Source organism: Paucibacter hankyongi, assembly GCF_037482915.1.
GTDB lineage: Bacteria > Pseudomonadota > Gammaproteobacteria > Burkholderiales > Burkholderiaceae_C > Paucibacter_A > Paucibacter_A hankyongi.
This window is the reverse complement of record NZ_JBBHJX010000006.1, coordinates 215,463-240,622: the sequence shown is the minus strand read 5'-3', so window position 1 is coordinate 240,622 and position 25,160 is coordinate 215,463. Positions and strand designations below refer to the sequence as shown.

The window sequence follows — 25,160 nt, the reverse complement described above, 5'->3', positions numbered from 1 at the left end:
CTGGCACAAGCGTTCCACGATGGCGACTCCCCGTCGCTGTCACGCTGGGCGCTGCTGGGCCGCAGACCCTACGAGATTTCTGAACATGCACAAGCTGATTCCCGCGAGCTTCGCTCTCGCCATGGCCCTACCTATGGCCGCCCAAGCCCAAACTCCGGCCGCCGAAACCGCCGCCGACATCAAAGCCCTGCGCCAAGAAATGGAGGCCATGCGTGCCGCCTACGAGGCGCGTATGCAAGCGCTAGAGCAACGCCTGCGCTCGGCTGAAGCCAGCGCGACAGCGGCGACCAAGCCGGCTGTAAGCGCAAACCCGGAGGCAGCGACCGCCGTTGCAGCAGCCCCCGTCAACACCAAGACGGCTGGCGCCAATGCCTTCAACCCAGCCATCTCGCTGATCCTCTCGGGCACCTATGCCAACACTTCGCAAGACCCCGAGAACTACCGCATCACCGGCTTCCACCTGCCCACCGACGGCGAGTTTGGCCCCGGTACCCGCGGCCTGAGCCTGGCCGAATCGGAGTTGGGCATCTCGGCCCAGATCGACCCCTTCTGGCGCGGCGCCTTGCATCTGGCCTTGCACCCAGACAACCAAGTCTCGGTGGAAGAAGCCTATGTGCAGACCACGTCGCTGGGCCATGGGCTGACGGCCAAGGCCGGGCGCTTCTTGTCCGGCGTGGGCTCGCTGAACTCGCAGCATGCCCACACCTGGGACTTTGTTGACAACGCTCTGGCCTACCAAGCCTTGCTGGGCGGCCAGTATGGTGACGACGGCCTACAACTTAAATGGCTGGCGCCACTGAATCAATACCTGGAGCTGGGTGCCGAGATCGGCCGCGGCCGCAGCCACCCCGGCACCGACACCTCGCGCAACAAGCCCGGCATGTGGGCGCTGACCGCCAAAACCGGTGGCGATATCGGTGAAAGCCACAGCTGGCGCCTGGGTGCTTCGCTGCTGAACGCCAAGGCCAGCGCGCAAGAGCTGGTCGGCCTGAATGCAGCGGGCGAATCGGTGCACAGCGCCTTCAATGGCGACACCCAGGTCTGGGTGCTGGACGCGATCTGGAAATGGGCACCGAACGGCAATGCCACCCGCAGCAACTTCAAGCTGCAGGGCGAGTATCTGCAAAGCCGCCGCAAGGGCAGCCTGCTCTATGCCGCCGACAGCGAAGCCGCCAGCAGCGGCGACTACCGCGCCACCTTGTCGGGCTGGTATGTGCAAGGGGTCTATCAATTCATGCCCGCCTGGCGCGTCGGCCTGCGCACCGAGCGCCTGGACGCCGGCCGGCCCGACTACGGCCTGAACAGCGATCTGTACGCGCAAAGCCGCTACAAGCCGGCCAAGCATTCGCTGATGCTGGACTACAGCCCCAGCGAGTTCTCGCGCATCCGCCTGCAGCTGGCGCAAGACCGCTCGCGTGAAGGCGTCAGCGACCGTCAGCTGATGCTGCAGTATCAAATGAGCTTGGGCGCCCACGGCGCTCACGGCTACTGAGCGCGCCTCAGGAGAAGCTTGTGATGAACTTTTCGAAGTCCCCACTTCGGCCGCGTCTCTCGATGCTGCTGGCCGGGCTTTGCCTGGCCGCCCTGCCCCTCAGCGCAGCGCATGCCGCGCTGCGCGTGCTGGCCTGCGAGCCTGAATGGGCGGCGCTCACGCAAGAGCTGGGCGGCTCTCTGGTGGAGGTCAACTCGGCCACCACCGCGCTGCAAGACCCGCATCAGATCCAGGCCAAGCCGAGCCTGATCGTGCGGGCGCGCAATGCCGATCTGCTGGTCTGCACCGGGGCTGAGTTGGAGGTGGGCTGGCTGCCCATCCTCTTGCAGCAATCGGGCAATGCCAAGATCCAAGAGGGTCAGCCCGGCCACTTTGCCGCCGCCGACCATGTGCGCAAGCTGGAAGTGCCGGCTCTGCTGGACCGCTCCCAAGGCGATGTGCATGCCAGCGGCAACCCGCATATCCAGACCGACCCACGCCAGCTTGCGGCCGTGGCCAAGGCCTTGAGTGCGCGCTTGCAGCAGGTGGATCCGGCCAACGCGGGAGCCTACGCCAAGGCTTACAGCGACTTCAGCAAACGCTGGGAGCAGGCCATGACCCGCTGGACCGCCCAGGCCGCGCCGCTGAAGGGCGCCTCGGTGGTCTCGCAGCACAAGGCCTTTGTCTACTTGTATGACTGGTTAGGCCTGAACGAGGTGGCGGTGCTGGAGCCCAAGCCCGGCGTCGAGCCCAGCGCCTCGCACTTGCAAGGCGTGCTGGCGCGACTGAAGGCCAAGCCGGCCAGCATGGTGCTCTACGCAGCCTATCAAGACGGCAAGCCGTCTGAATGGTTGAGCAAGAACGCCGGCTTGCCGGCGGTGAAGATCCCCTTCACCGTGGGCGGCAGCGAAGGTGCGAAAGACTTGTTCGGCCTGTTTGACGACACGCTGGCGCGTCTGTTGGCAGCGCAAGCCGGTCAAGGCGGAACCAAGAAATGAACTGGGCGGCCATGGATTGGGCCATCCTCGGCCCGGCTTTGATCGCGGGGCTCTTGGTCTTGTCCACCCATGTGCCGCTGGGTGCCAAGGTCTTGGACCGAGGCATCGTTTTCATCGACCTGGCGATTGCGCAGATCGCCGGCCTGGGCGTCATTGCCGCCGATGCCTTAGGCCTGCCGGAAGGCGGCCCCGCAGTGCAGGCCGCGGCCGTCACCGCCGCGCTCTTGGGCGCCTGGCTCTTGACCTGGACCGAACGCAAAGCGCCCAAGCATCAAGAAGCCTTGATCGGCGTGATGTTCATCCTGGCGGCCTGCGCCGGCCTTTTGATTCTGGCCGGCAACCCGCATGGCGGCGAGCATCTGAAGGACTTGCTGGTCGGCCAGATCCTTTGGGTCAACCACACGCAGCTGCTTTGGCTGGGCGGTGTTTCGGCCGCCTTGCTGCTGGCCATGCGCCTGGGTTGGGTGGACCGGCTGGGGCGATTTGGCTTCTACGCGGTCTTCGCCTTGGCCGTCACCGCCTCGGTGCAGCTGGTGGGCGTCTATCTGGTCTTCGCCAGCTTGATCATCCCGGCCCTGGGCACCGTCAAGCTGCAGGGTTCGGCGCGCTTGCTGGCCGGCTATGGCATTGGCATCGTGGCCTACGGCCTGGGCCTGGCCTTGTCGGCGTTGCTGGACCTGCCTTCAGGCGCGGTGATTGTGTGGGCCCTGGCGATCTGCAGCCTGGCCGCATCGTTGATCAGGCGCTGATCAAACAAAGCCGCGCAGGTGCGCCAGGCTGACATGCCGCTGTGCATAGGCCTGGCCCACTTGCTGGATGGCGGGAATGTGCTTGACCGAATCCATCAGTTGCACATCCTTGGCGCGGATGCCGTCCAGGCCCAGCTGATCCAGACCGGCCTGTGAGACATTGGGGTCGTAGCGCACATAGGCGAACTGCTTGTGACCGCTCCAGTTGCTTGAGGTGGCGTCGGGCGCCAGCACCATATCGCCGATCTCGCGGTCGATGAGCCCGCCATGCCGGCATTCGCCCAGGGTGCGACAAGCCATGTCCCAGCCAGCCGCCGCCGCATTCATCAAGGCGCCGGGGATGTTCTTGGCATGGTCCAGCAGCCACAAATCATCGGCCTGCAAATCGGGCCGTGCATTCGCCACCTGGCCGGTGCCGACCGAGACGATCAAGAGCTGATCCACCCCGGTTTGCCATCCGACCTGGTAGGGCGCAGCCGTTGCCATCTGGAAGGCCAAGAAGGCGGCGTTGTTGTAGGTGGTGACGCCACCATCGACAAAGACGAACTGGTACTCATTCGGCGTGTCGGGCGCAAAAGTCACCACCTCCGGCGGGAAGAAGGTGGGCGCCGCCGTGCTGGCCCTCACCAGCTGCCAGAGCGGCAGGTTCAGATTGCAATCAATGCGAGCCTTCTGGTTGTACTTGGCGAAGGGGTTGTTGCTGACCGGCCAGGGCGAATCGGTCGTGTGGTTGCGCATCACCATCATCAAGAGGCAGCGCAGCTGCTCGTCGCCCAGCGTGGCGGGCGCGGCATCCGCAGGGTAGCCCAACGCTTGGTTCAGCTGAATGCGCAGCAGCTGGGCCAGTGGCTCGTCGTTGTAGTTGTAGCGCAGACGCTTCAGCAGGGACGCCTTGTCGAACATCTGCTCGCCGCTGCCGACATAGAACTGGCGCAAGGTGGCCGTGTCCATGCCGGTGGCGATGCAGGCGGCGATGATGGCGCCGGTGCTGGTGCCGCAAACAAAGTCGAAATAGTCGGCCAAGACCAGACTGGGGTTCTGGGTTTTCTGCCGCAGATCAGCCTCCAACTTGGCCAGAATCTCCACGCTCATCAAGCCCAAGATGCCGCCGCCATCGCAGCTGAGAATCTTCTTTGCACCTGGGGACTTGATGCGATCAATGACTCGTTGACTCATGACGTAGACCTCACGGGTTAGACAATTCTTGACTCACCACAGCTTGCGCGGATCAATCCAGCTGACCCGCCCGGTGTGGCGCCGCACCTCTTGCACCATATGCGCGGTGCCGCCGGGGCCATCACCGCCGCCGCCATTCCAAAAGGTCAGCAGGTTCAGCTTGGCCAAGCCCCAGGACATGGCCGAATACAGCAGCCAGAGATTGCAGCGCTCATAGGCGTTGACGCCCTTGGGCAAGGGGCCTAGCGCATCCGGCATCAATCGCAAAGGCCGGTCCGGCCGCAAGCCCTGCACCACTTGGTAGTAGAGGTCTCGCCAAGCGGCGCTGTTGCTGCTGCGCGAATCGATGGAACGCTGAATGAACTCCGCCTCGCCAAAAGGCAAGAGGATCTGGCAGCGCAGGCCGCGCGCCTGCGCCGCTTGCAAGAACAAAAGGTCACTGCCCGCCGAGGCTTGGCAGAGCGCCAGATCCTCGGGGCCGGCGCCCATCTCATCCAGGGATGCTGCAATCGCCTGCGCCACCACAGCCTGCTTGTCGGCCGGAAAGCGCGGCTCCACTCGGCCGGGCTCGTCCACCATATGGCCACTGAACAGAATCACCTTGCGCGGCTGCCAAGGCCCGGCGGGCGCTTGCAGCTTGGCCAAGGCCTTGTCGAACACAGCCAGGGCCGCCGCCACCGGCTCGGGCCTGAAACCCAATTCGGCCAACAGCTGCAGCTGCGCCCGGCTGGACTTGAGCGCAAAGCCATCACCATCAGCTTTGGCCACCGCCTCGCGGTAGGCGGCCCGCACCCGCTCCACCGAACTGCCCTGCAGCAACTCCACGTCCGCCAAGGTGACCTGCGCCCAAAAAGCCTGTGCCGCTACGGGCTCGTTTGAAGCTGCGAACTGCACCGCACCTTGCAGGGCGGGCAGTTGAGCGGCGTAGCGCTGGTCGGCGCACAAATGCTCATGCAAATGCATCAAGCTCAGGGCATTGATGCCGGAGAAGTAATGCCCTGGATGGCGCCGATAGGCCTGGGCATAACTGTCAATCGCTGCGCGCAGCAAGGCGGCCTGCTCGCCGGCCTCCTCGCGCCTTTGCTCGGGCGTCAACTCGGCCCGCAGCCAACTCTCGGTCCAGGCGTCTTTGTCGACCCGGCCCAGCAAGGCCAGGGTTTCGGCATCTGCCGGGAAGTCCTTCAACACCGTTTGGTAATGAGCCCGAGCCTGTGCCAGGGAATGCCCTTCATGCTGAGCTTGGGCCAGGCGCTGCAGGCATATGCCCTTCTCGCGCAGGCCGGCCAAGTTCTTGGGCTCGATGGCCAGGCCCAACTCCAGCTGCTCCAGCGCAAAGCGAAAGCGTTCGGCCTTGCGCAGGGCGATGCCAGCCTTGATCCAGGCCTCAGCGCGAAAGGCCGCCACCGGCGCTTCATCGGCCAGCACCAACAAGTCGCCGATCAGGCCCTGCTTGCGCGCCAGGTCGATGCGCCCTTCCCATTCCTCATGCTGGACCCAAAACTCCTGCGCACAGGCCACACGCACCGACTTCCAATCCGGCTCTTGCAAATAGGGCAGCAGGGAATAAACGGGGCTGATCTTGCGGCCGGTCCAAGACTGCATCGTCGCCTGAATCATCTGGCTGAGCTTGACGATATCGCCGGCCAGCGTGGCCGGGTCGGGTGCGCCGTCCTTCAGGCCATAACGCAGCTTGCGATCGGTATAAACATCAAAAGCCGTGGTGGACCGCCCGCCCATCACCAGCACCACACCGCGAGCCCGCAGGGCATGGCGCACGCCCAGCTCGTACCAGACATTGGGGTTGTCGATGCTGAGGTCGGCCACCACCAGGTCGGCGATCAGCAGCTCCTGAAACATATCGCTGCGAATATCACCGGCATGCTGCTCTTGGTCGGCCCGAAAGGCGCTCAGGCCGGCCGCTTCAATGGCCGGCGCGATGTATTCCGTGTAGACGCGATTGAAGTCGATCAGCTGTCCGTCCGGGCCCGGCTTGCTGCCGAAGGGCATGGCGACAAAGGCATGCGGGCGAATGCTCATGGCGGGCGGCGTCTCCGGGCGGCTAGCGCGTCATTGAAGAAGGGTGCGCCAGCGTAGTTGGCGGCGCGTGTAAGCGTCAAGGCCGGAGCCTCTTCAAGTTAGGGTGCGCTGGCGGTCTCCGCCTGGATGCTGCGCACAATCCTCGCGCGCGCCTGCGCATGTTGAAGCAGCAACTCGCGTTGGCCGGAGCGGTCCAGCCAGTCAAAAAATCGCTGCACCGCGTAACGGGTGCTGCTGTCATCCCGGCAATTGGCCAAGAGCACCAGCTGGATGCGCTGCACCGGGTCGGCCACATAAACGCCAAAACCGGTGGACACCACGGTGGCATCCGGGAAGCCCAACAGATCGGTGGCCTGCTTCTCGGTGGCGGTGCGGTGGCAGGCGATCAGATGCACCGGACCGGCCGCCTCCGGCAAGGCCTCGGCCGAGGGCAGCTGCAGATGGTCGGAAAGAAAAGGCCGGCCGACCATCTCGCGCGCCGCTGCGTTGGAGGTGGCGGCGGGAATGGCATGCACGCAGATCAGCAGGTCCGCCGCGTCTTCTTCGCGCAGCAAGACTTGAGTCGGCCTATCCACCACGGGCCGTGCCGCCGTTCGGTCCAAGAGCGCCGCGCTGCAGCTGGCCTCCATGGCGGCCTTGCGGCCCGAGAAGGACAAGCGGCTCCAGGCCAGAGCCTCACCGAGCGCATAGCTGTCCTTGCTCAAGACGGCGCTACCGCCGCGCACCAAGGCGGCCACCGCTTGGCCCAGGCTCTGCCGCGCCAGCGCCAAGGCCTGGTCCTCGGTCTCAACCGGTGCGCCGCTGAACAAGGCCTCTTGGCTCAGCAACTCCGCAAAGCGCTCATCGCGCCGAGTGCTCTTGGCCGAACTCAGCGGCAGCTGGATGACCCGGGTGCGCTCGCGGCCGGACTGCAATCCCGCCATCAGCTCCGCATGACAGATGCCTACATCGGCAGGGCCTTTGGACCAACCGGCCGAGCCGTTGTAGAGCGCAATCACGATCTGCGCTCGGCGGGCTTCCTTCAAACAAACGTCCCACAAATCCAGGGCGGCCGATTTGGCGGGCTCCTCTTCGTTGATGAAGCACTCGAAGATGGGCTCGCCGAAGAGCTGCGTCGCCTCGATCTCGCGCTTCAAGTCCTGGCGCAGCTTGGCGAGTTTGAAGAGCTTGCCGTCCGGACCTTTGTAGTCCTTGCAACGGCTTGAAATCATCACGCGAATCTTGTCGACAGGCATCTGCGCCTCCCAGGCTTGGCTCATAGGCATCAGCGATTCTTGCCGGCATGAAGCTCAGGCCCAGCACCGCTGTGTTGGCAGATTATGGTCGGCTTTGATGGCGCCTCAGGCGGCCACGGCCCCCAGTCGCCACAGCGAAGTCAGCTCGGCCGAGCGCGCCGCGAACAGCGGGTCGCTTGCATCGCTGGCACGGGCATGCTGAGGCTTGGCGTCGCTGCGGCCCAGCACTTGCAAACCGGCTTCATGGATCCAGCCCAGCAGCTCTTCGCGGCTGCGCAAGTCCAGATGCTCGGCCAGGTCCGACAGAATCAACCAGCCCTCGCCGCCCGGCGACAGATGTGCAGCCAAGCCGCTCAAGAAACCGCGCAGCATGCGGCTGTCGGGGTCATACACCGCATGTTCCAGCGATGACTCGGCCGGCCAAGGCAGCCAGGGCGGGTTGCAGACAATCAGCTGCGCCAAGCCCTCGGGGAACAAATCAACACTCAGCAGCTGCACCCGCGAGCTGAGCTTGAGCAAGGCCAGGTTGTCGCTGGCGCAAGCCAGGGCGCGGTCTTGCTGATCGGTACCCACAACCTGGCGCACCCCGCGTTGCGCCAAAACTGCGGCCAGCACGCCGCTGCCGGTGCCGATGTCAAAAGCCACGCCGGCCTTGCCGCTGCTTTTCAAACTGGCCGGCAAAGCGGTGTCTGCCACCAGATCGACATACTCACCGCGCACCGGCGAAAACACGCCGTAGTGCGGCGAAATCGCGGCCTTCAAGGCCGGGATGTAGACGCCCTTCTTGCGCCACTGATGCGCGCCGATCAAGCCCTGCAACTCGCGCAGCGAAGCCACATAGTGCTCCCCGATGGCGCCGCGCGCCTGCGCGCCCGCCTCACGCACATCGGCCGCACGCGGCAGCGGCACGCTGTGGTCGGCATCAAAAGGCAGCAACAACAAGCCCAGCACCCGCGCCCGCTGCGCCTGCGTCTTGCGCTGCTGCACAAAGGCGGCGCGCATGCTTTGCGGACTGGACGAGTCCGCCTTAGGTTTGGGCTTCTTGCTCGATTGACGCCGCGCTTGTGCATCCAATCGCCGCACCAAGGCCTGCATCATCAGCCGGGCGTTTTGATAGTCGCCACACCAGAGCAGGCCCACACCCTCGCTGGCGAGCCGAAACGCGGTGTCGGCGCTCAGGCCATCGTCCACCATCTGCACCCGCTGCGGCGGCGGGCTGTCAGCCAAGGAGCACCAACGCGCCTGCTGGAGGCAATCGTCGGCGTCGAGCCAATGCAAGACAGGATGGGTGCCGGCGCCGAGGCTTGAGGATTCATTCATCCCGCATTCTCGGGCACAACGCGCAAGACGGACTCAAGGCCTCGACTTCGACCTTGACAGCCATATCGACGCGGCAGCACTTAAGGCCAACGACCGGCCTCAACGCTTAGCGCCCTGCTTTTCGGCTTTCAGCGCTGGGCTGATCGTTCTGCGTGACGATCAATTGCTCAAACACACCTGCCGCATCGGCCACGAAGCGAAGATGCACACGGCTGGGGCTGTCCTTGATGAAGAACTCCGCCGGGCCACAGGGCAAGACTTCAAACTTGCCGCGCCCGCTGCGCTGCATGAAGAGACGATTGCCTTCACGGCTGATCGAGCGATCTTCCTTGTCATTGATCTTGTAAACCCCGACAAACTTCTCCAAGCTGTCCGTATCCAACTGAATGGCTTTGTACTCGGGATAGGGCTTGCCCATGGCAATGGCCGCAATCTTCTCCGCCAAGTAGGCGGAGTTCGGCGCTGCAAAACCGTTGTTGCCAAGCACCGCCACGTACAGCTGATGTTCAGGAATCCTCACGGCAAAGGCATTGAAGCCGGGGATGATGCCGTCATGCCCAATCGCACGAGCACCACGAATCCGATAGTTATTCCAGCCATAGCCATAACCTTCATTTTGAGTGCCATGAATTTTGTGCGGCTGCATTGCAAGTTCCCAGGAACTGGGCTTCAACAATTTGCCGCCAACAATGGCCTGGTCCCAGGTGGCCAAATCATCCACCGTGGACACCAGTCCGCCTGCGGCATAGACGATGTCGATGTTGATGGGGTCAGCCTTCTGAACCTTCTCACCTTGGCCCATATAGCCTTCAACCCGACGCTGAGCGTCGCGCTCGCGCCCTTCGTAAGCCGTGTGCGTCATCTTCAAGGGCTCAAAGATGTTTTTGGCGAGGTAGTCCGCGTAACTCATGCCGGAGGTCTTCTCGATGATCAAGCCCAACAGGAAGTAGCCGGTGTTGCTGTAAGCGAAGCCCTGACCCGGCGGGAATGCCAAGCCATCATCTTTGAAAAGCTCGAAGATCTGTTGCCGCGTGATCGGCTTGCCGGCAGTCTCGGCAAATTTGGGTGAGCGGACGTAATCCTTCAGCCCCGAGGTGTGGCTGAGCACTTGTTCAAGCGTGATCTTCGCGCCCTGGCTTGGCAGTTCGGGAAGCAGGGCATTGATATCGTCATCGAGCTTCAACTTGCCCGCTTCGATCAATTGAAAGATCGCCGTCGAAGTGAATTGCTTGGAGACCGAACCGACCCGAAACATCATGTCGGGGCGCAAGGCGGTCTTCGCTTCGAGATCGGCCAGACCATAAGACTTGCGAAAGATGGTCTTGCCGGCGCGCGTCATGATCACCGAGACGCCGGGAAGATTGGCGTTGAAATACGGCGCCAGCGCTGCATCGAAACTGTCTTCAGCAACGGCGCTTGCCGCCGTCGTTTGCGCGGCCTCGGCGGTGCTTGCGGCAAAGAACCCCATCAGGGACAAGGCCAGGATGGCCGATGGCAAGCGGGAGAGAGCGGGTTTGGAGATGCTTTTCATTTGTGGGTATTCATCTGATTTTGCGCCGCAAACCGAAGCCACGAGCTGCACCAAGAAGACGGTCTGACAAGGACGAACCATGCGCCCTGCCCGACATGAAGCTTCATTCTTCCGGCCAAACCGCCTGCCTTGAAGCGCAATCCGACCGGATGCATAAACCATGGGTCAGTCGGTCTGTTCCTGAGGCGGGACCACGCAAAGCCACCGCATCGCCCCCTTGCGCCCCGATGGCAAGCAGCTCGTCCTTGAGCTGCTGGATGACCCACACAGAACAAGGAAAGTGATGTAAACAAGAAAAAAGCCCCGTAGCGCTGAGGCTACGGGGCTTTTGTTTACGTTCCTACAAGGTGTGTCTTAGAACGGGATGTCGTCATCCATATCGTCCTCCGAAGGGACGATCAATTTAAAAAGGGATGTCGTCATCCATATCGTCAAAACCGGTCGCCGACTTGGGCGCGGGGGCCGGGCGAGGGGCTGGCGGACGGGCTGCAGCCGGGCGAGCGGCAGGCGCGCGGGCTGGGGCGCTGTACTCATCGTCACCACCGCCATAGCCGCCACCGCCACGGGCTTCACCACGGCCACCGCCGTAGCCGCCACCGCCGCCTTCATCACCGCTATCGCGGCCGCCGAGCAGCTGCATTTCGGTGGCGATGATTTCGGTCGTGTAGACCTCCTTGCCTTCCTTGTCGGTCCACTTGCGAGTGCGCAGGCGGCCTTCGACATAGAGCGGGCGGCCCTTCTTGCAATATTGACCGACGATCTCGGCCAGCTTGTCGTTGAAGACGACGCGGTGCCATTCGGTCTCTTCCTGCTTCTCGCCCGACTCGCGGTTCTTCCAGCTGCGGGTGGTGGCCAGGCTGAGTGTGCAGAACGCCACGCCGCTGGGGTTGTAGCGCAGCTCGGGGTCGCGCCCCAGGTTGCCGATGAGAATGACTTTATTGACCGAGGCCATGATGGTGGAGCTTTCCGCTGCTGACTGATTCGACCCGGGATTATGCCGCCACCGCTCAGGCCAGCGGTCCGAGGGCTTGCCCCATGCCCGCCGAAGTCCAGACGCCATGGCGTGTATCGACCATCAAGGCCTCCAGGCCTGGCGCGGCCTCGATATGGCGGCGCCCGGCCGCCAATCCGCCGACCATGAAGGCCGCACCCAGGCCATTGACGGCCGCCACAGAGGCTTCGCCGGTGGCCAGCAGGCTCAGGCCTCGCAGGCCTTGGCTTGGCCGCCCGCTGCGCGGATTGAGGATGTGGTGCTGGCGCACGCCGTTTTGCACAAAACAGCGCTCGTAGTCGCCGCTGGAGGCCAGCAGGCCGCGGCCCTCCAGCTTCAACACGCCAAGCAGTTGCTGCGGCGCGCGCGGGTCGCGCAGCCCGATGCGCCAGGGTCTGCCCTGCCAGCGGCCGCTGTAAAGCACATCGCCGCCGCCATTCACCATGATGTTTTCAAAACCCTCGGCGCGCAGTGAATTCAAACCAGCCTCGAGTATCGGTAATTTGGCAATACCACCCAGGTCAATCGCCATACCGCGCCGTTTCAAATATGCCGTGCCGGCCGATGGATTCAATATCAGTTCGCGGTAATTAACCCATTGAAGTTGACGCTCAATTAACTCGGCCGGCGGTATTTGACTTTGACCCTGGTCAAAATGCCAAGCCTTGAGCGCGCCCACCGTAATATCGAAGACGCCATTGCTGCGCCGAGCCAATTGCTGGGCGTCGAGCAGTATCTTCATCATCTCGGGCGGCACCTGCACCGGCTGCACGCCGGCGGCCAGCTTGAGCGCGCTGACGACGCTGTCAGCGCGGTAGCGACTCATCATGTCGACCTGACGCGCCATCTCGGCATAGGCGCGCTCTAGCGCCGGGGCCAACTCAGTGGCCGCGACCTGCGACTGCGCGTTCGCCTCCACCGCAATGTCGACCTGCGTCCCCATCAAGGGGCGCGACTGCCGCAGCGAGGCCGGCCCGGCCGTCCGCGCGGAACTCGGCAAGGCAGCGGCCCAGGCCGGCAGCCCCAGCAGCGGCAGGGCCAGAGCGAGCACCCGACGCCTGCCGGAAACCCCAAGCAAGTTAGTGCTGGCTTCTGCTTTATCGCTCATGGCTTCGTTCTTTACTCGGACTTGGCCACCATGAAATCAACAGCAGCCTTGACCTCGTCGTCGCTCAGCGTCGAGCCACCACCACGCGCCGGCATCATGCCCTTGGCGCCGGTAAAGCCTTCGATCGCATGTTTGTACAAGGTGTCCTTGCCCTGGGCGATACGCGGGCCCCAGTCGGCCTTGTCGCCCGGCTTGGGCGCGCCGGCCACACCGGCGGCGTGGCACATGGCGCAGGTCTTGCCGAAGACGCCCTTGCCGACTTCGTTCTCGGCGGCGGCGACGACCGGCGCTGCCGAGGCGGGCGCAGCGGGCGCCGTGGCCGAGGTCGCGGCAGGGGTCGAAGCCGGCGCCGCCGCGTCCTTCTGGCCACAGGCGGCCAGGGCCAAAAAACCGAAAACCGACAAACCTAAAACAAACTTCTTATGCATGGCCAAGCGCCTCCGAAAGGGGATATGGAAATGAATTCTATGAATCCGCACTCTGGAGTAAAGCGCCTGTCAGGTTTATTTCAGGCCCACCGTCGCATATTTGAATTTCTTGAACCAGTTCAAGGCCAATAAAGCGCCACTGAGGAACGATTCGGTCGAACAAAAATCAATGTCAAGCGCCGGTCGTCTTCGCTGTAGAAGCCCCGGCCACAACCGAGGACCCACCATGGCTTCAGACAATTCCAACGCAGGCAATAGCGGCATGGGCCGCCGCCGCTTCCTCAACAGCGCCGCCGTGGCCGGCGTGGCAGGCTTGGTGGCCTGCACCGACAAGGCCGCCACCAACGCCGCAGCGCCGGCCGCCTCCGGCGCAGCCCCGACCGCCCACAGCGGCGGCGCAGCCAACGCCACCCACCTGAAGCCGGGTGAGTTGGACACCTATTACGGCCTCTGGAGCGGCGGCCACACCGGCGACGTGCGCGTGCTGGGCCTGCCTTCCGGCCGCGAAATCACCCGCATCCCCTGCTTCAACCCGGACGCGCTGGTGGGCTGGGGCCACACCAATGAGTCGAAGAAGGTGATGGGCACCAAGGCCGACGGCTCGCTGCGCTACAGCGTGGCCGACACCCACCACGTGCACGCCTCCTACAAGGACGGCAACTACGACGGTCGCTACGCCTGGGTCAACGACAAGATCAACAGCCGCATCGCCCGCATCCGCCTAGACTACTTCGTTTGCGACAAGATCACTGAGTTGCCCAATGTGCAGGGCTTCCACGGCATCTTCCCGGACAAGGCCGACCCGGTCGATCCGAAGATCAACTACACCACCCGCGTCTTCTGCGGCGCCGAGTTCTCGATCCCGCTGCCAAACGCCGGCATTGAAGATGGCACGAAGTACCGCTCGCTGTTTACCTGCGTGGACGCCGAGAGCATGGACGTGCGCTGGCAGGTACTGATCGACGGCAACTGCGACCTGACCGCCACCTCGTATGACGGCAAGCTGGCGGCCACCAACCAGTACAACACCGAGATGGGCGTGCACTACGAGGACATGATGTCCGCCGAGCGCGACGCCTGCCTGTTCTTCAACATCGCCCGCATCGAAGAGGCCGTCAAGGCCGGCAAGTTCAAGACCTATGGCGACTCCAAGGTGCCTGTGGTGGACGGCACCCGCGAGGCCAACAAGGACGCCAAGACCGCGCTGACCGCCTATGTCTCGGTGCCTAAAAACCCGCACGGCGTCAACGCCAGCCCGGACGGCAAGTACTTCATCTGCGCCGGCAAGCTCTCGCCCACCGGCACCGTGATCGAACTCACCAAGGTGCTTGATTACTTTGACGGCAAGCTGGACGCCGCCGACAAGGCCATCGTCGCCGAGGTTGAGCTGGGCCTGGGCCCCTTGCACACCGCCTTCGACGGCCGCGGCAATGCCTACACCACGCTGTTCCTGGATAGCCAGGTGGTGAAGTGGAATGTTGAAGCCGCTATCAAGTTCCACGGCGGCGACAAGAGCGCCAAGTACGTGGTCGACCGCATCGACGTGCAGTACCAGCCGGGCCACTTGAACGCCTCGCAGTCGGAAACCAAGGCCGCGGACGGCAAGTACCTGGCCGTCGGCTGCAAGTTCTCGAAGGATCGTTTCCTGCCGGTCGGCCCGCTGCACCCCGAGAACGAGCAGCTGATCGACATCTCCGGCGACAAGATGGTGCTGATGGCCGACCACCCGGTGCGCGGCGAACCGCATGACTTCATCATCTTCAAGCGTGATCTGCTGAAGCCCAAGCAGGTCTACAACCTCGATGATTTCCCACTGGCCATCAAGGACCCCAAGGAAACCGGCGTGTTCCGCAATGGCAAGAAGGTGACCGTCAAGATCACATCCCAAGCCCCGGCTTTCAGCATGCGCGAGTTCAAGCTGAAAAAGGGCGACGAGGTCACGCTGATCTTGACCAACTTGGACAAGATCGAAGATCTGACGCACGGTTTTGCCATCCCCAAGTACAACGTCAACTTCATCGTCAACCCGCTGGAAACCGCCTCGGTCAGCTTCATCGCCGACAAGCCGGGCGTGTTCTGGTGCTACTGCACCCACTTCTGCCATGCGCTACACCTTGAAATGCGCACCCGCATGATCGTGGAAGCCTAAGCCCTAGGCCAAGCAAAGGGCCGGAGATGAAGGCCCCGGTGGCGTGCGGACTCGAGCCCCGCCGCCACCTCGCGGACGGCGCCATCCGGCGCCCGTCCGGCGAACAGGAAAAGTAGATGAAATTGCATTGCCAAGGACTGGCGGCCAAGTGGGGGAAACTTCTCCAGTTGGCCGCATTTTTTCTGGTGCTGGGCCTGGGTGCGCAGGCCGCACAAGCCACGCAAACTGCACAAGCCGGGCATTCGGGCAATGGCGCCTATGAGGCCGCCTTGCCGGCCGAGCTGGCCACGGCCAAGGATATGTGCGCCCTGCTGCCTTGCAGGGACGTCTTCCCTGGTGCCAAGAGCTTTTCCGAGCGGCTGGGCTCGCCGCCCTATGTGAAGGCGCTGGGCGAGGCCGACAAGTTGCTCGGTTATGTGATGCTGTCCACCGACATCACCGACACGCCGGCCTATTCCGGCAAGCCGGTGGTGACCCTGATCGGCATGGACCTGAGGGGTCACTTCGTCGGCATCAAGGTGCTCAAGCATTCGGAGCCGATTCTGCTGCTGGGCATCCCCGAATCAGCGCTGCTGAAATTCAATGATCAATACCTCGGCAAGTCGGTGGCCGACAAGATCGAGGTCGGCCAGACCCGCCCGGACGAGAACGTACTCGGCGTCGACGCGATCTCCGGCGCCACCGTCACCGTGATCGCCCAGAACCAGGTCTTGATGGCCTCGGGCCAAGCGGTGGCCAAGCAGGTTGGCATCTTGGCGCCGACGGTGCGCGATCCGGCCCGTTACGCCCAGACCGAGCGGCGCTTTGACTGGGCGCAGCTGGTCAAGCTCGGCGCCGTGCAACGCCTGCGGGTCAGCCCCGAGCAAGTGGGGCTGCCGCGCGGCCCCGAGCCTTTTATCGAACTTTGGTTTGGCGACTTGAACCACCCCGCCATCGGCGCCAGCCTGATGGGTGCCAGCAACTGGGCCAATCTGCGTTCACGCATGAAGGAGGGTGAACATGCCTTCTTCATCATCCGCACGGCCGGCATCGAATCCTTCAAGGGCTCGGGTTTTGTGCGCGGCGGCATTTACGACCGGGTGCAGGTCAAACAAGGCGCCGACTCCTTCACCTTTCGCGACCTGGACTATCTGAATCTCTACGGCCTGGAGGCGGTTGGCGCGCCAGAGTTCAACGAATCGGCCATCTTCATCATTCGCTCGAAGTCTTTCTCTGCCGCTTACCCCTGGCAGCTGGCCTTCCTGGGCAACCGGGTGGACCGGGCCACCGGTACGCGCAGCTTTGCCAACTTCGACAGCAAGTATTGGCTGGCGGCTGAGTTGCTGGAGGGCGGCCGCCCGGTGGTGGTGGAGGCCGACGCCCCTTGGGTACGCGTCTGGAAGACCCGCGCGGTCGAGATCGGGCTCTTCATCGCCCTGCTGCTCGGCGTGACCGTGGTCTACGCCTTGCGCGAAAAACTGACGCGTCTTTCCACCCACAAAAACAAATGGCCGGTCAATGCCTTCAAGTACACGGCCTGGGGCTTGAGCATCGCCTTTGTCGGCTTTGGCGCAATGGCGCAGCCCTCCATCACCCAGGTGCTGACCTGGTTCCATTCGCTGCTGTTCCAGTGGACCTGGTCGCTGTTCCTGTCCGACCCCTTCATCTTCCTGTTCTGGATCTTCATCATCCTCACCGTCTTCTTGTTCGGACGAGGCCTGTTCTGCGGTTGGATGTGCCCGTTTGGCTCGCTGTCCGAGGCGATCTACAAGGTCGGCGAGAAGATTGGGCTGAAACGCTTCCAGGGCCATCTGCCTAACGCCTGGCACCACCGGCTGAAATGGCTCAAGTACGCCATCTTCTTTGGCCTGCTGGCGATCTCGATGTTCTCGATGGGCCTGGCCGAGAAGCTGGCCGAGGTGGAACCGTTCAAGACCACCTTCCTGGTCGGCATTACAAACAGGGCCTGGCCTTACGGCCTCTTCGTTGCCACGCTGCTGGGCCTGTCGCTGTTCATCGAGCGGCCCTATTGCAAATACATCTGCCCTCTCGGCGCGGCGCTGGCCATGCCCAGCACCTTTCGCTGGTTCGGTCTGAAGCGCAAGCAGGACTGCAATAGCTGCAAGGCATGCGCAGTCGGTTGCGGCTCGCTGGCGATTGATGCGGCCGGCCGCATCGACCACCGCGAATGCCTGCACTGCCTGGACTGCATGATTTTGTACACCGACACCAAGGGCTGCCCACCCCTGGCCAAAGAGCGCAAGCGCCGCGAGCGCGACGGCCTGCTGATCACCCCGATTAGCCGCGATGGCTATTTCATTCCTATCCAGCCCATTCAGCCCATTGCCATGAGCGACAAGGTGGCCCTGGGGCCGGACCCGCGCATGCCCACCGACCCGGTGGCGCCGGCCCACAAGGCCGAGGCCCAGGGTTTGAAATGGATCTGGGCGGAGTTGTTCGACCACCTCTGGCCTTGGCACAAGGACAGCTGGAAGAGCCAGAAGGCCTTGCAGATTGCCGGCTTCTCCTTGGCCTTGGCCGCCACGCTGGCCTGGGTGCTGGCCGGCAGCGGGCGCCTGTCGCAAAGCGCCATCATTGGCTGGTGGTTTGGCTGGAGTGTCTACGAGGTCTTGATCCGCCTGGCGGGCAAGCGCTACGTCAAAGACGGCCCCTGGTGGCAGGGCCACTACCGCCGCGCCTCGGTGATGGACATGCTCAGCTATGTCGGCTTCAAGAATCTGCTGATCGGCGCCGCCTTATTCCTGGCGCTGAAGGCAAGCGGGCTGATGCTGGCATGAGAGTTCATCTGCATCCTGTGTGCTTGTTGCTACTGAGCCTGTTGGCTTGGTTGGGCAGCGCGCAGGCCGCCACGCTGCGGGTCAAGCCCGGCCAGTCGCTGCAAGAGGCGATTGCCGCCGCCGCACCCGGCGATGTGCTGGAGATCGAACGCGGCCTCTATGTGGGCAACTTCCTGATCGACAAGCCGCTGACGCTGCGCGGCATCGATCGGCCGACGCTGAGCGGCGCCTTGACAGGCGATACCGTGCGCGTCACCGCCGCCGACGTGACTATCGAAGGCCTGATCGTGCGCGACTCCGGCAGCAGCCTGAAGGATCAGAACGCCGGCATCTACATCCGCCCCGGAGCGCACCGGGCGCTGGTGCAGCACTGCGATCTGGCCTACAACCTGTTTGGCCTGTGGATTGAGAAGGCCAATGGGGTGCGGGTGGAATACAACCTCATCACCGGCAAGCGCGAGCTGAACAGCTCACAGCGCGGCAACGGCATCCAGCTCTACAACACCGACGGCGCCCGCATCATCGGCAACAACATCGGCTTCGTCCGCGATGCGCTTTATGTGGACGTTAGCCATCACGCCGTCTTCAAGAGCAACAAGCTGCACCACAGCCGCTACGGCAGCCACTATATGAACTCCTACTACAACCTGTGGGAGGACAACGAGAGCTACTACAACCGCGGCGGCCTGGCCCTGATGGAGGTGCGCAACCAGGTGGTGCGCGGCAACCGCACCTGGGGCAATAGCGACCACGGCATCATGCTGCGCACGCTGCAGGACTCGGTGATAGAGAACAACATCATTGCCGGCAACGCGCGCGGCTTCTTCATCTACGACGTCGAGTACGCGACGCTGAAGGGCAATCTGGTGGTCGACAACCAAGTCGGCGTGCACCTGTCCGCCGGATCGACCCGCAATGTCGTCGAGGGCAATGACTTCATCGCCAACCGCGAGCAGGTGCGCTATGTCGGTGCACGCGATGAGGTTTGGGGCGGCAAGGACAAAAAATCCTTTGGTAACCATTGGAGCAATTACCTCGGCTGGGACCGCAATGGCGACGGCGTCGGCGATGTGCCCTATGAGGCGAATGACATGGTGGACCGCCTGAGCTGGCGTCATCCGAGCGTCAAGCTACTGCTAGCCAGCCCTGCCGTGCAGGCGCTGCGTCTGGTCGGCCAACAATTTCCGGTGCTGCGTGTGCCCAGCGTGGTCGACCCGGCCCCGCGCATGCAGCCCGGCAACAAGCAATGGAGTGAGTGGCGTGACAAGCACTATCCCGGCCAATAAGGTCAACCCTGCGCCAGCCATCGAGGTGCGCGGCGTCAGCAAGCATTACGGCGCCATCCACGCGGTGGACGGCGTTGACCTGCGGGTTGAAGCCGGCGAAATCTTCGGCCTGATCGGCCACAACGGCGCCGGCAAGAGCACTTTGTTCAAGATGATGTTGGGGCTCACGCCGCTGAGCCGCGGTGAGATCCTGATTGACGGGGGTTCGGTGCGCGGCAGCGGTTTTCGCGCCACCCGCCGCCGCCTGGGCTATCTGCCCGAGAACGTGGTGCTGTATGACAACCTCAGCGGCCTGGAAACGCTGCGCTTCTTCGCCAAGCTGAAGGGCGCCGATCTGCAGCAATGCGCGCCAACGCTCGAGCGGGTGGGCCTGGCGCATGCCGGTACGCGCCCCTTGCGTGAGTACTCCAAGGGCATGCGGCAACGGCTCGGCTTTGCGCAAGCGTTGCTGGGCGAACCGCGCGTGCTGTTTCTGGACGAGCCGACCAATGGCCTGGACCCGCAGGCGATCCGCGACTTCTACAGCGTGTTGCAAGACTTGAAGACCAAGGGCGTGACGGTGTTGATCACCTCGCACATCTTGGCCGAATTGCAGGAGCGCGTGGACCGGCTGGCCATCATGGCGGCCGGACGCATCCAGGCGCTCGGCACCGTTCAAGAGCTGCGCGAACAACAGCGTGCGCCGCTGCGCATCGAGCTGCGCCTGAGCGAGGTCGACGCGGTGCTGGCGCGGCAGGCGCTGAGCCAGTTGAGCTTCGATGGTCTGGCCTGCCGCAGCACGCCGCAAGGGCTCAGCCTGACCTGCCCCCGCGCGGCCAAGATGGCGGTGCTGGGCCTGGCCGGAGGCCTGGGCTCGCGCCTGCTGGATCTGAGCCTGCATGAGAGTTCGCTGGAAGATGTGTTCTTCGGCGTCGGCCAGTCGGCGAATGAAGACGCGGCGGTGACCGCTGCGGCGGGAGGCCGTTGAACATGGAACTGAGTCAAATCTTCACCCTCGCCGGCAAGGAATTCCGCGACCGCATGCGCAACCGCTGGGTGCTGGCGGTGGCGCTGGTGTTCACCGCCTTCTCGCTGGTGATCACCTACTTTGGCGGCGCCAGCAGCGGCCAGGTCGGCCCGCGCTCGATCGAGTTCATCATCGCCAGCCTGGTCAGCCTGGTGATCTATCTGATCCCCTTGATCGCCCTGCTGCTGGGCTTTGACGCCATCGTCGGCGAACGCGAACGTGGCTCGCTGGACCTGCTCTTGGCCCTGCCGATCACCAAGCTGGAGTTGCTGCTGGGCAAATACCTGGGCCTGGCGGCCGCCTTGACGCTGTCCACACTGGGCGGCTTCGCCCTGGTGGCGGCGCTGCTGTATCAACAGTTTGGCTGGCCCGGTCTGTTCCATTACCTAGGCTTTATGTTCAGCAGCACGCTGTTGGGCCTGGCCTTTCTGAGCCTGGCGGTGCTCTTGTCGGTGCTCAGCCGCGAGCGCACCCGGGCCTCGGGCCTGGCCATCGCCTTGTGGTTCTTCTTCGTGCTGGTGTTTGACCTGCTGCTGCTCGGCGCCTTGGTGGCCAGCAGCGGTGAGTTCGGTGGCGAGGCTTTGGCCTATCTGCTGCTGCTCAACCCAGCCGATGTGTTCCGCATCCTCAATATCTTTTCGCTCGACGATATGCGCACCCTCTATGGCCTGACCAGCATCGTGCCGCCGGCCCTGGCCAAGCCCGGCCTGATGGCGCTGGTGATGGGCGCCTGGATCGTCGTACCGCTGCTGCTGGCCCGCTGGAGATTCAAATGAAATTGCCTCAACTGTTCCGTTCTTCCCCTTCGCTGCTCCGCGTCACCCTGCTGTGCGCGGCGGTTTCGCTGGGCCTCGGCGCCTGCGGTCGTTCGGACGAAGCCAAGCCGCTGCCGCCGGTCGAGATTGACGCGCGCAGCACCTGCGATCTGGACGGCATGCTGCTGGCCGACTACCCCGGCCCGAAGGCGCAGATCCACTACGCTGGCCAGACCGCGCCGACCTTCTTCTGCGACACCGTCGAGCTCTTCAACACCTTGCTGGCACCCGAGCAGGTCAAGGCCATCAAGGCCGTCTATGTGCAAGACATGGGCCGCGCCGACTGGGAGCAGCCACGCGGCTTCTGGATCGACGCCAAGAGCGGCATCTATGTGCTGGGCAGCAAGCGCCATGGCTCGATGGGACCAACGGTCGCCGCCTTCGCGCAGGAAGCCGACGCCAAGGCCTTCGCCGACAAATGGGGCGGCAAGCTGCTGCGCTATGCCGAGATCAAACGCGATATGGTCGACCTGAGCGGCGGCGCGCTGCATGACAGCAAGATGTAGAAGGCGCTCGCGATGCTGCCCGTTTCCGCACCGCTGCACGGCCCGCTGGGCGTCTTGAGCCGGCTGGCCTGGGGCGCTTTCGCCGCCTTGGCGCTGGCCGGTAGCCTGCAATGGCTGCCCGGCCAGGCCAGGCTGGCCGGCCTCGACCCCAGCGCCGAGGTCTGCGTGGTGGCGCCGCCAACGCCCTATGAGCCGGCCTCGGGCCTTGCCCTGCTGGCGCCACGGCCGGTGCCTGCGGATGCGCGCTGCCCGGTCTGCGGCATGTACCCTGCACGCTCGCGCGACTGGGCGGCGCAAGTGATCTTCGACAACGGCGACACCCAGTTCTTCGACTCGCCGCTGACCCTGATGCTGTATCTGCAAGACGTCGGCCGCTACAGCCGCGGCCGCAGCGCCGAACAAATAGCCGCCCGCTATGTGACCGACGCCAACAGCGGCGCCTGGCTGGCCGCCGAGGCCGCCGTCTATGTGCACGGTTCCAACGCCAGCGGGCCGATGCGGGCCGGCAATCTGCCCGCCTTTGGTGATGCCGCCGCGGCACAGCGCTTCGCCGAACAGCGCGGCGGACGCCTGCTGACGCTGGCGCAGATCGACGCCGGGCTGCTCAAAGGCCTGGGCGCCCAGGGCAAGCACCGGCATTGAGGGGCTGGCTGCTGCTGCGGGCAAGGCCAATCGCATAGGCCCGCAAATCAGACCTCGCATCCCGCAGATGGGCACCGACCCGGCCCGGCGCACGCCGGGCTTGCCTAAGATGCCGCCATGGATCAAAGAATCGTCAAGCCCCAAGACCCGCCCGAACAGGCCCAGCGCCGCTTCTGGCTGGCCTATGCCGGCAGTTGCCTGCTGAGCTGGACGCTCTATATCTTGGCCGGCACCGACTACCAGCGCGGTCCCTGGGTGCTCTGGTCGGCCATCTACGAAGCCACGCTGACGCTGTGGGCCCCGATGCTGCTGGGCACGGCGGTCTGGCCCTGGATGCGCTGGATGCAGCGCCATGAACTGAGCCTGCCGGGTCAACTCGTCCTGCATGGCCTGGCGGCGCTCTTGTTCAGCGCGCTTTGGTTGGGGGCCGATGTGGCCCTGGCCGGCGCGCTGTTTGGCGCCGAGCATGCCTGGGCCACCCTGGAGCAAGCGGCGGCCTGGCGCGTCATCACCGGGGTGTTTGTCTATGTGCCGCTGGCGACCGGGTTTGCCGCGGTGCTGAATGCCCGCCGGGCCCGTGCCAGCGCGGTCGCCGCAGCGCAGGCCGAAAGCGCCTTGGCGCGCGCCGAGTTGGCCGCCATCAGCGGCAAGCTGAACCCGCACTTTCTCTTCAACACTCTGAACTCACTGATCGCGCTGACCCGCAAGGACGCCAAGGCCGCCGAGCAAGCCTTGATGCGCTTCTCTGACATGCTGCGCTATGTGCTGGCCAGCAAGCGCGGCAGCGCCGACCGGGTCTCGCTGCGCGAAGAACTCGACTTTGTGCGCGACTATCTGGCGCTGGAGTCGCTGCGTTTGGGCGCGCGCCTGCAGCTGAGCTGGGACATCGCCGAGGAAACCCTGGACGACGAACTGCCGCCGCTGACGCTGCAGCCCTTGGTTGAGAACAGCATTGTTCACGGCATCGCTCCGCGCCTGCAGGGTGGCACCATCAGCATCAGCGCCCGCCGCGACGCCTTGTCGCAAGACTTGACCCTGAGCGTGCGTGACGATGGCGCCGGCTGCGACCCGCTGACCTTGGAACGGCCGCGCGCCGAAGCCAAACTCGGCGGCATCGGGCTCGGGGCCTTGCGCCGCCGCTTCAAACTGGACTACGAAGGCCGCGCGCGGCTGCAGATTCACACCGCCCCCGGCGCAGGTTTTCGCGTCGATTTGAGAATTCCCCAATCCCTATGAACCACAGCACACGCATCAGCACCCTGATCGCCGAAGACGAACCGCTGGCCAGCGAAGCACTGGCCGAATGGGTGGCGCAACAACCGCAGCTGGAACTGGTGGCCTGCTGCGCCGACGGCGTCAGCGCGCTGGCCGAGATCCGCCGACTGCAACCGGCGCTGGTCTTCATGGACATTCAGATGCCGGGGCTGACCGGCTTGCAGGTGCTGCGCACGCTGGCGGACGCCAACGAGTTGGAGGGCCAGGCGCAGCCGCGGGTGATCTTCACCACCGCCTACGACGAGCATGCGCTGACCGCCTTTGAGTTGCATGCCGCCGACTATCTGCTCAAGCCCTTCTCGCAAGAGCGTTTCAATGAAGCGGTGGACCATGCGCTGCGTTCACTGCCCGGCGGCGCGGGGCTAGGCAATTCGCTGGAGGCGGCCTCGGCCATGAGCGACAGCTCACCGCTGACCCGCATCCTGGTGCGCGACCAGGGCAAGATTTTCCCCTTGCAGGTGGACGCGATCGAGTACCTGCGCTCCGACATCAAATACACCGCGGTGGCCAGCGCCGGCAAGCAATTCCTGGTGCGACTGCCAATCGCCGCCTTCGAGCAGCGCCTCGACTCAAGCCGTTTCTTGAAGCTGCAGCGCAGCTGCATCGTCAACCTGGATTTCGTCGTCTCGATGACGCCGGACGACAACTCGCAGCTGATCGTGCAGATGCAGGACGGCACGCGCTTCACCGCCAATCGCGAAGTGTCCAAAAAACTGAGGGAGCAGTCGATATGAGCCTACGCAAGACTTGCCGCGCCGTCTCGCTCGGCCTCTTGAGCGCCTTGCTGGTGGGCGCGAGCTGGAGCCAAGCGCTGCCCCTTCCACCGGTGGCGCCAGTGGCGCCGGCGACGGCAGGCAATCCGCCGCCACCACCGGCGCTGCCCGCACCGCAGCCCGCACCACAGCCCAATCGACCCCAGGTGCACATCCTGGTGCTGCCTTCGACCCCAGCGCCACCGGTGCCACCGCCGCTCCCGGCGGCCGAAGGGCGGCTGTATACATCGCGCCCGTTCGAGCGGGTTGAGTTGTCGGGCTCGGCCAATGTGCGGCTGATCCAGGGCGAGCGCGACCAGGTCTTTGTGGCCGGCGATGCCGAGGCGCAAAAAGCCATCGAACTGGAATTTGCCGGCGACCGGCTGCAGATCCGTTCGGTCGATGGCTGGAAGATGTGGCGCAACCAACGCCCGCAGATCGATGTGACGATGCGGCGCCTGAACCAATTGGTGCTGTCCGGTGCCGGGGACCTGCATGCGCCTGGGGCTTTCAAGGCCGTCAAGCTGGTAGTCAGCATCTCGGGGGCCGGAGCCGCCCGCTTTGACGACTTGATTGCCGAACGGCTGGACTTCGGCATCTCCGGCGCCGGCGAAGGTCGCATCAGCGGCCAGGTCAATGAGCTGAATCTGAGAGTGTCGGGCAAGGGCCGCCTGCAGGCCGAAAACCTGCAAGCGCAGCGCGCCTCGGTCAGCATCAGCGGCATCGGCGGTGCCGAGGTCTGGGCCACCGAGCTCTTGAGTCTGGGCGTCTCCGGCTTTGGCCAGATTGACTATTGGGGTCGCCCGGAGGTGACACGCAATTCAAGCGGCATTGCACGCGTCAATGCCCGTGGCGACAAGGCCGTGACCGCACGCGCCCTGCCCAGCTCTGCACCCTGAAGCGCCGCG

21 protein-coding genes are annotated in these 25,160 nt (G+C 64.1%); 13 read left to right on the top strand and 8 right to left on the bottom strand.

Annotation, left to right across the window (positions count from 1 at the left end):
• Positions 1-85: 85 nt before the first annotated feature.
• The 3 genes from WG899_RS11935 to WG899_RS11925 are packed head-to-tail and all read left to right on the top strand — an operon-like array spanning position 86 to position 3,218.
• The gene (locus tag WG899_RS11935; protein ID WP_339595874.1) at positions 86-1,492 is read left to right on the top strand and encodes a hypothetical protein; all 1,407 of its coding nucleotides are present in this window, start codon (positions 86-88) and stop codon (positions 1,490-1,492) included.
• A gap of 23 nt (positions 1,493-1,515) precedes the next feature.
• Positions 1,516-2,469 carry a metal ABC transporter substrate-binding protein gene (locus WG899_RS11930; RefSeq protein ID WP_339595873.1) on the top strand — a complete coding sequence of 318 codons (954 nt, stop codon included), beginning with the start codon at positions 1,516-1,518 and terminating at the stop codon, positions 2,467-2,469.
• Positions 2,466-3,218 (top strand): metal ABC transporter permease, encoded by a 753-nt coding sequence (locus WG899_RS11925; RefSeq protein WP_339595872.1) that lies wholly within the window; start codon positions 2,466-2,468, stop codon positions 3,216-3,218. The genes WG899_RS11930 and WG899_RS11925 overlap by 4 nt, the downstream gene beginning before the upstream one ends.
• On the opposite strand, the gene WG899_RS11920 is transcribed toward WG899_RS11925, so the two are convergent.
• From WG899_RS11920 to WG899_RS11885, 8 genes are all read right to left on the bottom strand, one after another.
• On the bottom strand, positions 3,219-4,394 hold the full coding sequence (locus tag WG899_RS11920; protein ID WP_339595871.1) for a patatin-like phospholipase family protein: 1,176 nt from the start codon (positions 4,392-4,394) through the stop codon (positions 3,219-3,221). It abuts the gene before it with no gap.
• Positions 4,395-4,427: 33 nt separating this feature from the next.
• Positions 4,428-6,431, bottom strand: a complete 2,004-nt coding sequence (locus WG899_RS11915) for a tetratricopeptide repeat-containing protein (RefSeq protein WP_339595870.1) — start codon at positions 6,429-6,431, stop codon at positions 4,428-4,430.
• Positions 6,432-6,529: 98 nt separating this feature from the next.
• A complete protein-coding gene (locus tag WG899_RS11910) occupies positions 6,530-7,690 on the bottom strand; it encodes a hypothetical protein (protein ID WP_339595869.1) in 1,161 nt (386 codons plus the stop codon).
• Positions 7,691-7,771: 81 nt separating this feature from the next.
• Positions 7,772-8,986: a methyltransferase gene (locus WG899_RS11905; RefSeq protein ID WP_339595868.1), complete on the bottom strand. Its 1,215-nt coding sequence runs from the start codon at positions 8,984-8,986 to the stop codon at positions 7,772-7,774.
• Positions 8,987-9,092: 106 nt separating this feature from the next.
• Complete coding sequence (locus WG899_RS11900; RefSeq protein WP_339595867.1) at positions 9,093-10,517, bottom strand: serine hydrolase domain-containing protein; 1,425 nt, start codon at positions 10,515-10,517, stop codon at positions 9,093-9,095.
• Between the two features lie 403 nt (positions 10,518-10,920).
• On the bottom strand, positions 10,921-11,469 hold the full coding sequence (locus tag WG899_RS11895; protein WP_339595866.1) for a single-stranded DNA-binding protein: 549 nt from the start codon (positions 11,467-11,469) through the stop codon (positions 10,921-10,923).
• A gap of 55 nt (positions 11,470-11,524) precedes the next feature.
• A complete protein-coding gene (locus WG899_RS11890; protein WP_339595865.1) occupies positions 11,525-12,616 on the bottom strand; it encodes an FAD:protein FMN transferase in 1,092 nt (363 codons plus the stop codon).
• Positions 12,617-12,627: 11 nt separating this feature from the next.
• A complete protein-coding gene (locus WG899_RS11885) occupies positions 12,628-13,044 on the bottom strand; it encodes a c-type cytochrome (protein WP_339595864.1) in 417 nt (138 codons plus the stop codon).
• Between the two features lie 226 nt (positions 13,045-13,270).
• Between WG899_RS11885 and nosZ the strand changes: the two genes are divergently transcribed.
• The 10 genes from nosZ to WG899_RS11835 all read left to right on the top strand — a co-directional run bounded on the left by nosZ (position 13,271) and on the right by WG899_RS11835 (position 25,151).
• Positions 13,271-15,193, top strand: a complete 1,923-nt coding sequence (gene nosZ / locus WG899_RS11880; RefSeq protein WP_339595863.1) for a TAT-dependent nitrous-oxide reductase — start codon at positions 13,271-13,273, stop codon at positions 15,191-15,193.
• Between the two features lie 116 nt (positions 15,194-15,309).
• Positions 15,310-17,970: a 4Fe-4S binding protein gene (locus tag WG899_RS11875; protein WP_339595862.1), complete on the top strand. Its 2,661-nt coding sequence runs from the start codon at positions 15,310-15,312 to the stop codon at positions 17,968-17,970.
• The gene (locus tag WG899_RS11870; protein WP_339595861.1) at positions 17,967-19,256 is read left to right on the top strand and encodes a nitrous oxide reductase family maturation protein NosD; all 1,290 of its coding nucleotides are present in this window, start codon (positions 17,967-17,969) and stop codon (positions 19,254-19,256) included. The genes WG899_RS11875 and WG899_RS11870 overlap by 4 nt, the downstream gene beginning before the upstream one ends.
• A complete protein-coding gene (locus WG899_RS11865; protein ID WP_339595860.1) occupies positions 19,231-20,223 on the top strand; it encodes an ABC transporter ATP-binding protein in 993 nt (330 codons plus the stop codon). Before WG899_RS11870 ends, WG899_RS11865 begins: the two co-directional genes overlap by 26 nt.
• Before the next feature lie 2 nt (positions 20,224-20,225).
• Positions 20,226-21,038: an ABC transporter permease gene (locus tag WG899_RS11860; protein ID WP_339595859.1), complete on the top strand. Its 813-nt coding sequence runs from the start codon at positions 20,226-20,228 to the stop codon at positions 21,036-21,038.
• Positions 21,035-21,583, top strand: a complete 549-nt coding sequence (locus WG899_RS11855; protein ID WP_339595858.1) for a nitrous oxide reductase accessory protein NosL — start codon at positions 21,035-21,037, stop codon at positions 21,581-21,583. Before WG899_RS11860 ends, WG899_RS11855 begins: the two co-directional genes overlap by 4 nt.
• Before the next feature lie 12 nt (positions 21,584-21,595).
• Entirely contained in the window at positions 21,596-22,225 is a 630-nt protein-coding gene (locus tag WG899_RS11850) for a nitrous oxide reductase accessory protein NosL (RefSeq protein ID WP_339595857.1), read from the top strand.
• A 117-nt stretch (positions 22,226-22,342) separates the two neighbouring features.
• A complete protein-coding gene (locus tag WG899_RS11845) occupies positions 22,343-23,461 on the top strand; it encodes a sensor histidine kinase (protein WP_339595856.1) in 1,119 nt (372 codons plus the stop codon).
• Positions 23,458-24,234, top strand: a complete 777-nt coding sequence (locus WG899_RS11840; protein WP_339595855.1) for a LytR/AlgR family response regulator transcription factor — start codon at positions 23,458-23,460, stop codon at positions 24,232-24,234. The genes WG899_RS11845 and WG899_RS11840 overlap by 4 nt, the downstream gene beginning before the upstream one ends.
• Positions 24,231-25,151, top strand: coding sequence for a head GIN domain-containing protein (locus tag WG899_RS11835; RefSeq protein ID WP_339595854.1), 921 nt, complete (start codon positions 24,231-24,233; stop codon positions 25,149-25,151). Before WG899_RS11840 ends, WG899_RS11835 begins: the two co-directional genes overlap by 4 nt.
• Positions 25,152-25,160 lie beyond the last annotated feature (9 nt).

What these genes read in the sequence shown, in the direction of transcription:
- WG899_RS11935 (WP_339595874.1), top strand. Translation starts at nt 86, where the DNA reads ATGCACAAGCTGATTCCCGCGAGCTTCGCTCTCGCCATGGCCCTACCT.
- WG899_RS11930 (WP_339595873.1), top strand. Translation starts at nt 1,516, where the DNA reads ATGAACTTTTCGAAGTCCCCACTTCGGCCGCGTCTCTCGATGCTGCTG.
- WG899_RS11925 (WP_339595872.1), top strand. Translation starts at nt 2,466, where the DNA reads ATGAACTGGGCGGCCATGGATTGGGCCATCCTCGGCCCGGCTTTGATC.
- WG899_RS11920 (WP_339595871.1), bottom strand. Translation starts at nt 4,394, where the DNA reads ATGAGTCAACGAGTCATTGATCGCATCAAGTCCCCAGGTGCAAAGAAG.
- WG899_RS11915 (WP_339595870.1), bottom strand. Translation starts at nt 6,431, where the DNA reads ATGAGCATTCGCCCGCATGCCTTTGTCGCCATGCCCTTCGGCAGCAAG.
- WG899_RS11910 (WP_339595869.1), bottom strand. Translation starts at nt 7,690, where the DNA reads ATGAGCCAAGCCTGGGAGGCGCAGATGCCTGTCGACAAGATTCGCGTG.
- WG899_RS11905 (WP_339595868.1), bottom strand. Translation starts at nt 8,986, where the DNA reads ATGAATGAATCCTCAAGCCTCGGCGCCGGCACCCATCCTGTCTTGCAT.
- WG899_RS11900 (WP_339595867.1), bottom strand. Translation starts at nt 10,517, where the DNA reads ATGAAAAGCATCTCCAAACCCGCTCTCTCCCGCTTGCCATCGGCCATC.
- WG899_RS11895 (WP_339595866.1), bottom strand. Translation starts at nt 11,469, where the DNA reads ATGGCCTCGGTCAATAAAGTCATTCTCATCGGCAACCTGGGGCGCGAC.
- WG899_RS11890 (WP_339595865.1), bottom strand. Translation starts at nt 12,616, where the DNA reads ATGAGCGATAAAGCAGAAGCCAGCACTAACTTGCTTGGGGTTTCCGGC.
- WG899_RS11885 (WP_339595864.1), bottom strand. Translation starts at nt 13,044, where the DNA reads ATGCATAAGAAGTTTGTTTTAGGTTTGTCGGTTTTCGGTTTTTTGGCC.
- nosZ (WP_339595863.1), top strand. Translation starts at nt 13,271, where the DNA reads ATGGCTTCAGACAATTCCAACGCAGGCAATAGCGGCATGGGCCGCCGC.
- WG899_RS11875 (WP_339595862.1), top strand. Translation starts at nt 15,310, where the DNA reads ATGAAATTGCATTGCCAAGGACTGGCGGCCAAGTGGGGGAAACTTCTC.
- WG899_RS11870 (WP_339595861.1), top strand. Translation starts at nt 17,967, where the DNA reads ATGAGAGTTCATCTGCATCCTGTGTGCTTGTTGCTACTGAGCCTGTTG.
- WG899_RS11860 (WP_339595859.1), top strand. Translation starts at nt 20,226, where the DNA reads ATGGAACTGAGTCAAATCTTCACCCTCGCCGGCAAGGAATTCCGCGAC.
- WG899_RS11855 (WP_339595858.1), top strand. Translation starts at nt 21,035, where the DNA reads ATGAAATTGCCTCAACTGTTCCGTTCTTCCCCTTCGCTGCTCCGCGTC.
- WG899_RS11850 (WP_339595857.1), top strand. Translation starts at nt 21,596, where the DNA reads ATGCTGCCCGTTTCCGCACCGCTGCACGGCCCGCTGGGCGTCTTGAGC.
- WG899_RS11845 (WP_339595856.1), top strand. Translation starts at nt 22,343, where the DNA reads ATGGATCAAAGAATCGTCAAGCCCCAAGACCCGCCCGAACAGGCCCAG.
- WG899_RS11840 (WP_339595855.1), top strand. Translation starts at nt 23,458, where the DNA reads ATGAACCACAGCACACGCATCAGCACCCTGATCGCCGAAGACGAACCG.
- WG899_RS11835 (WP_339595854.1), top strand. Translation starts at nt 24,231, where the DNA reads ATGAGCCTACGCAAGACTTGCCGCGCCGTCTCGCTCGGCCTCTTGAGC.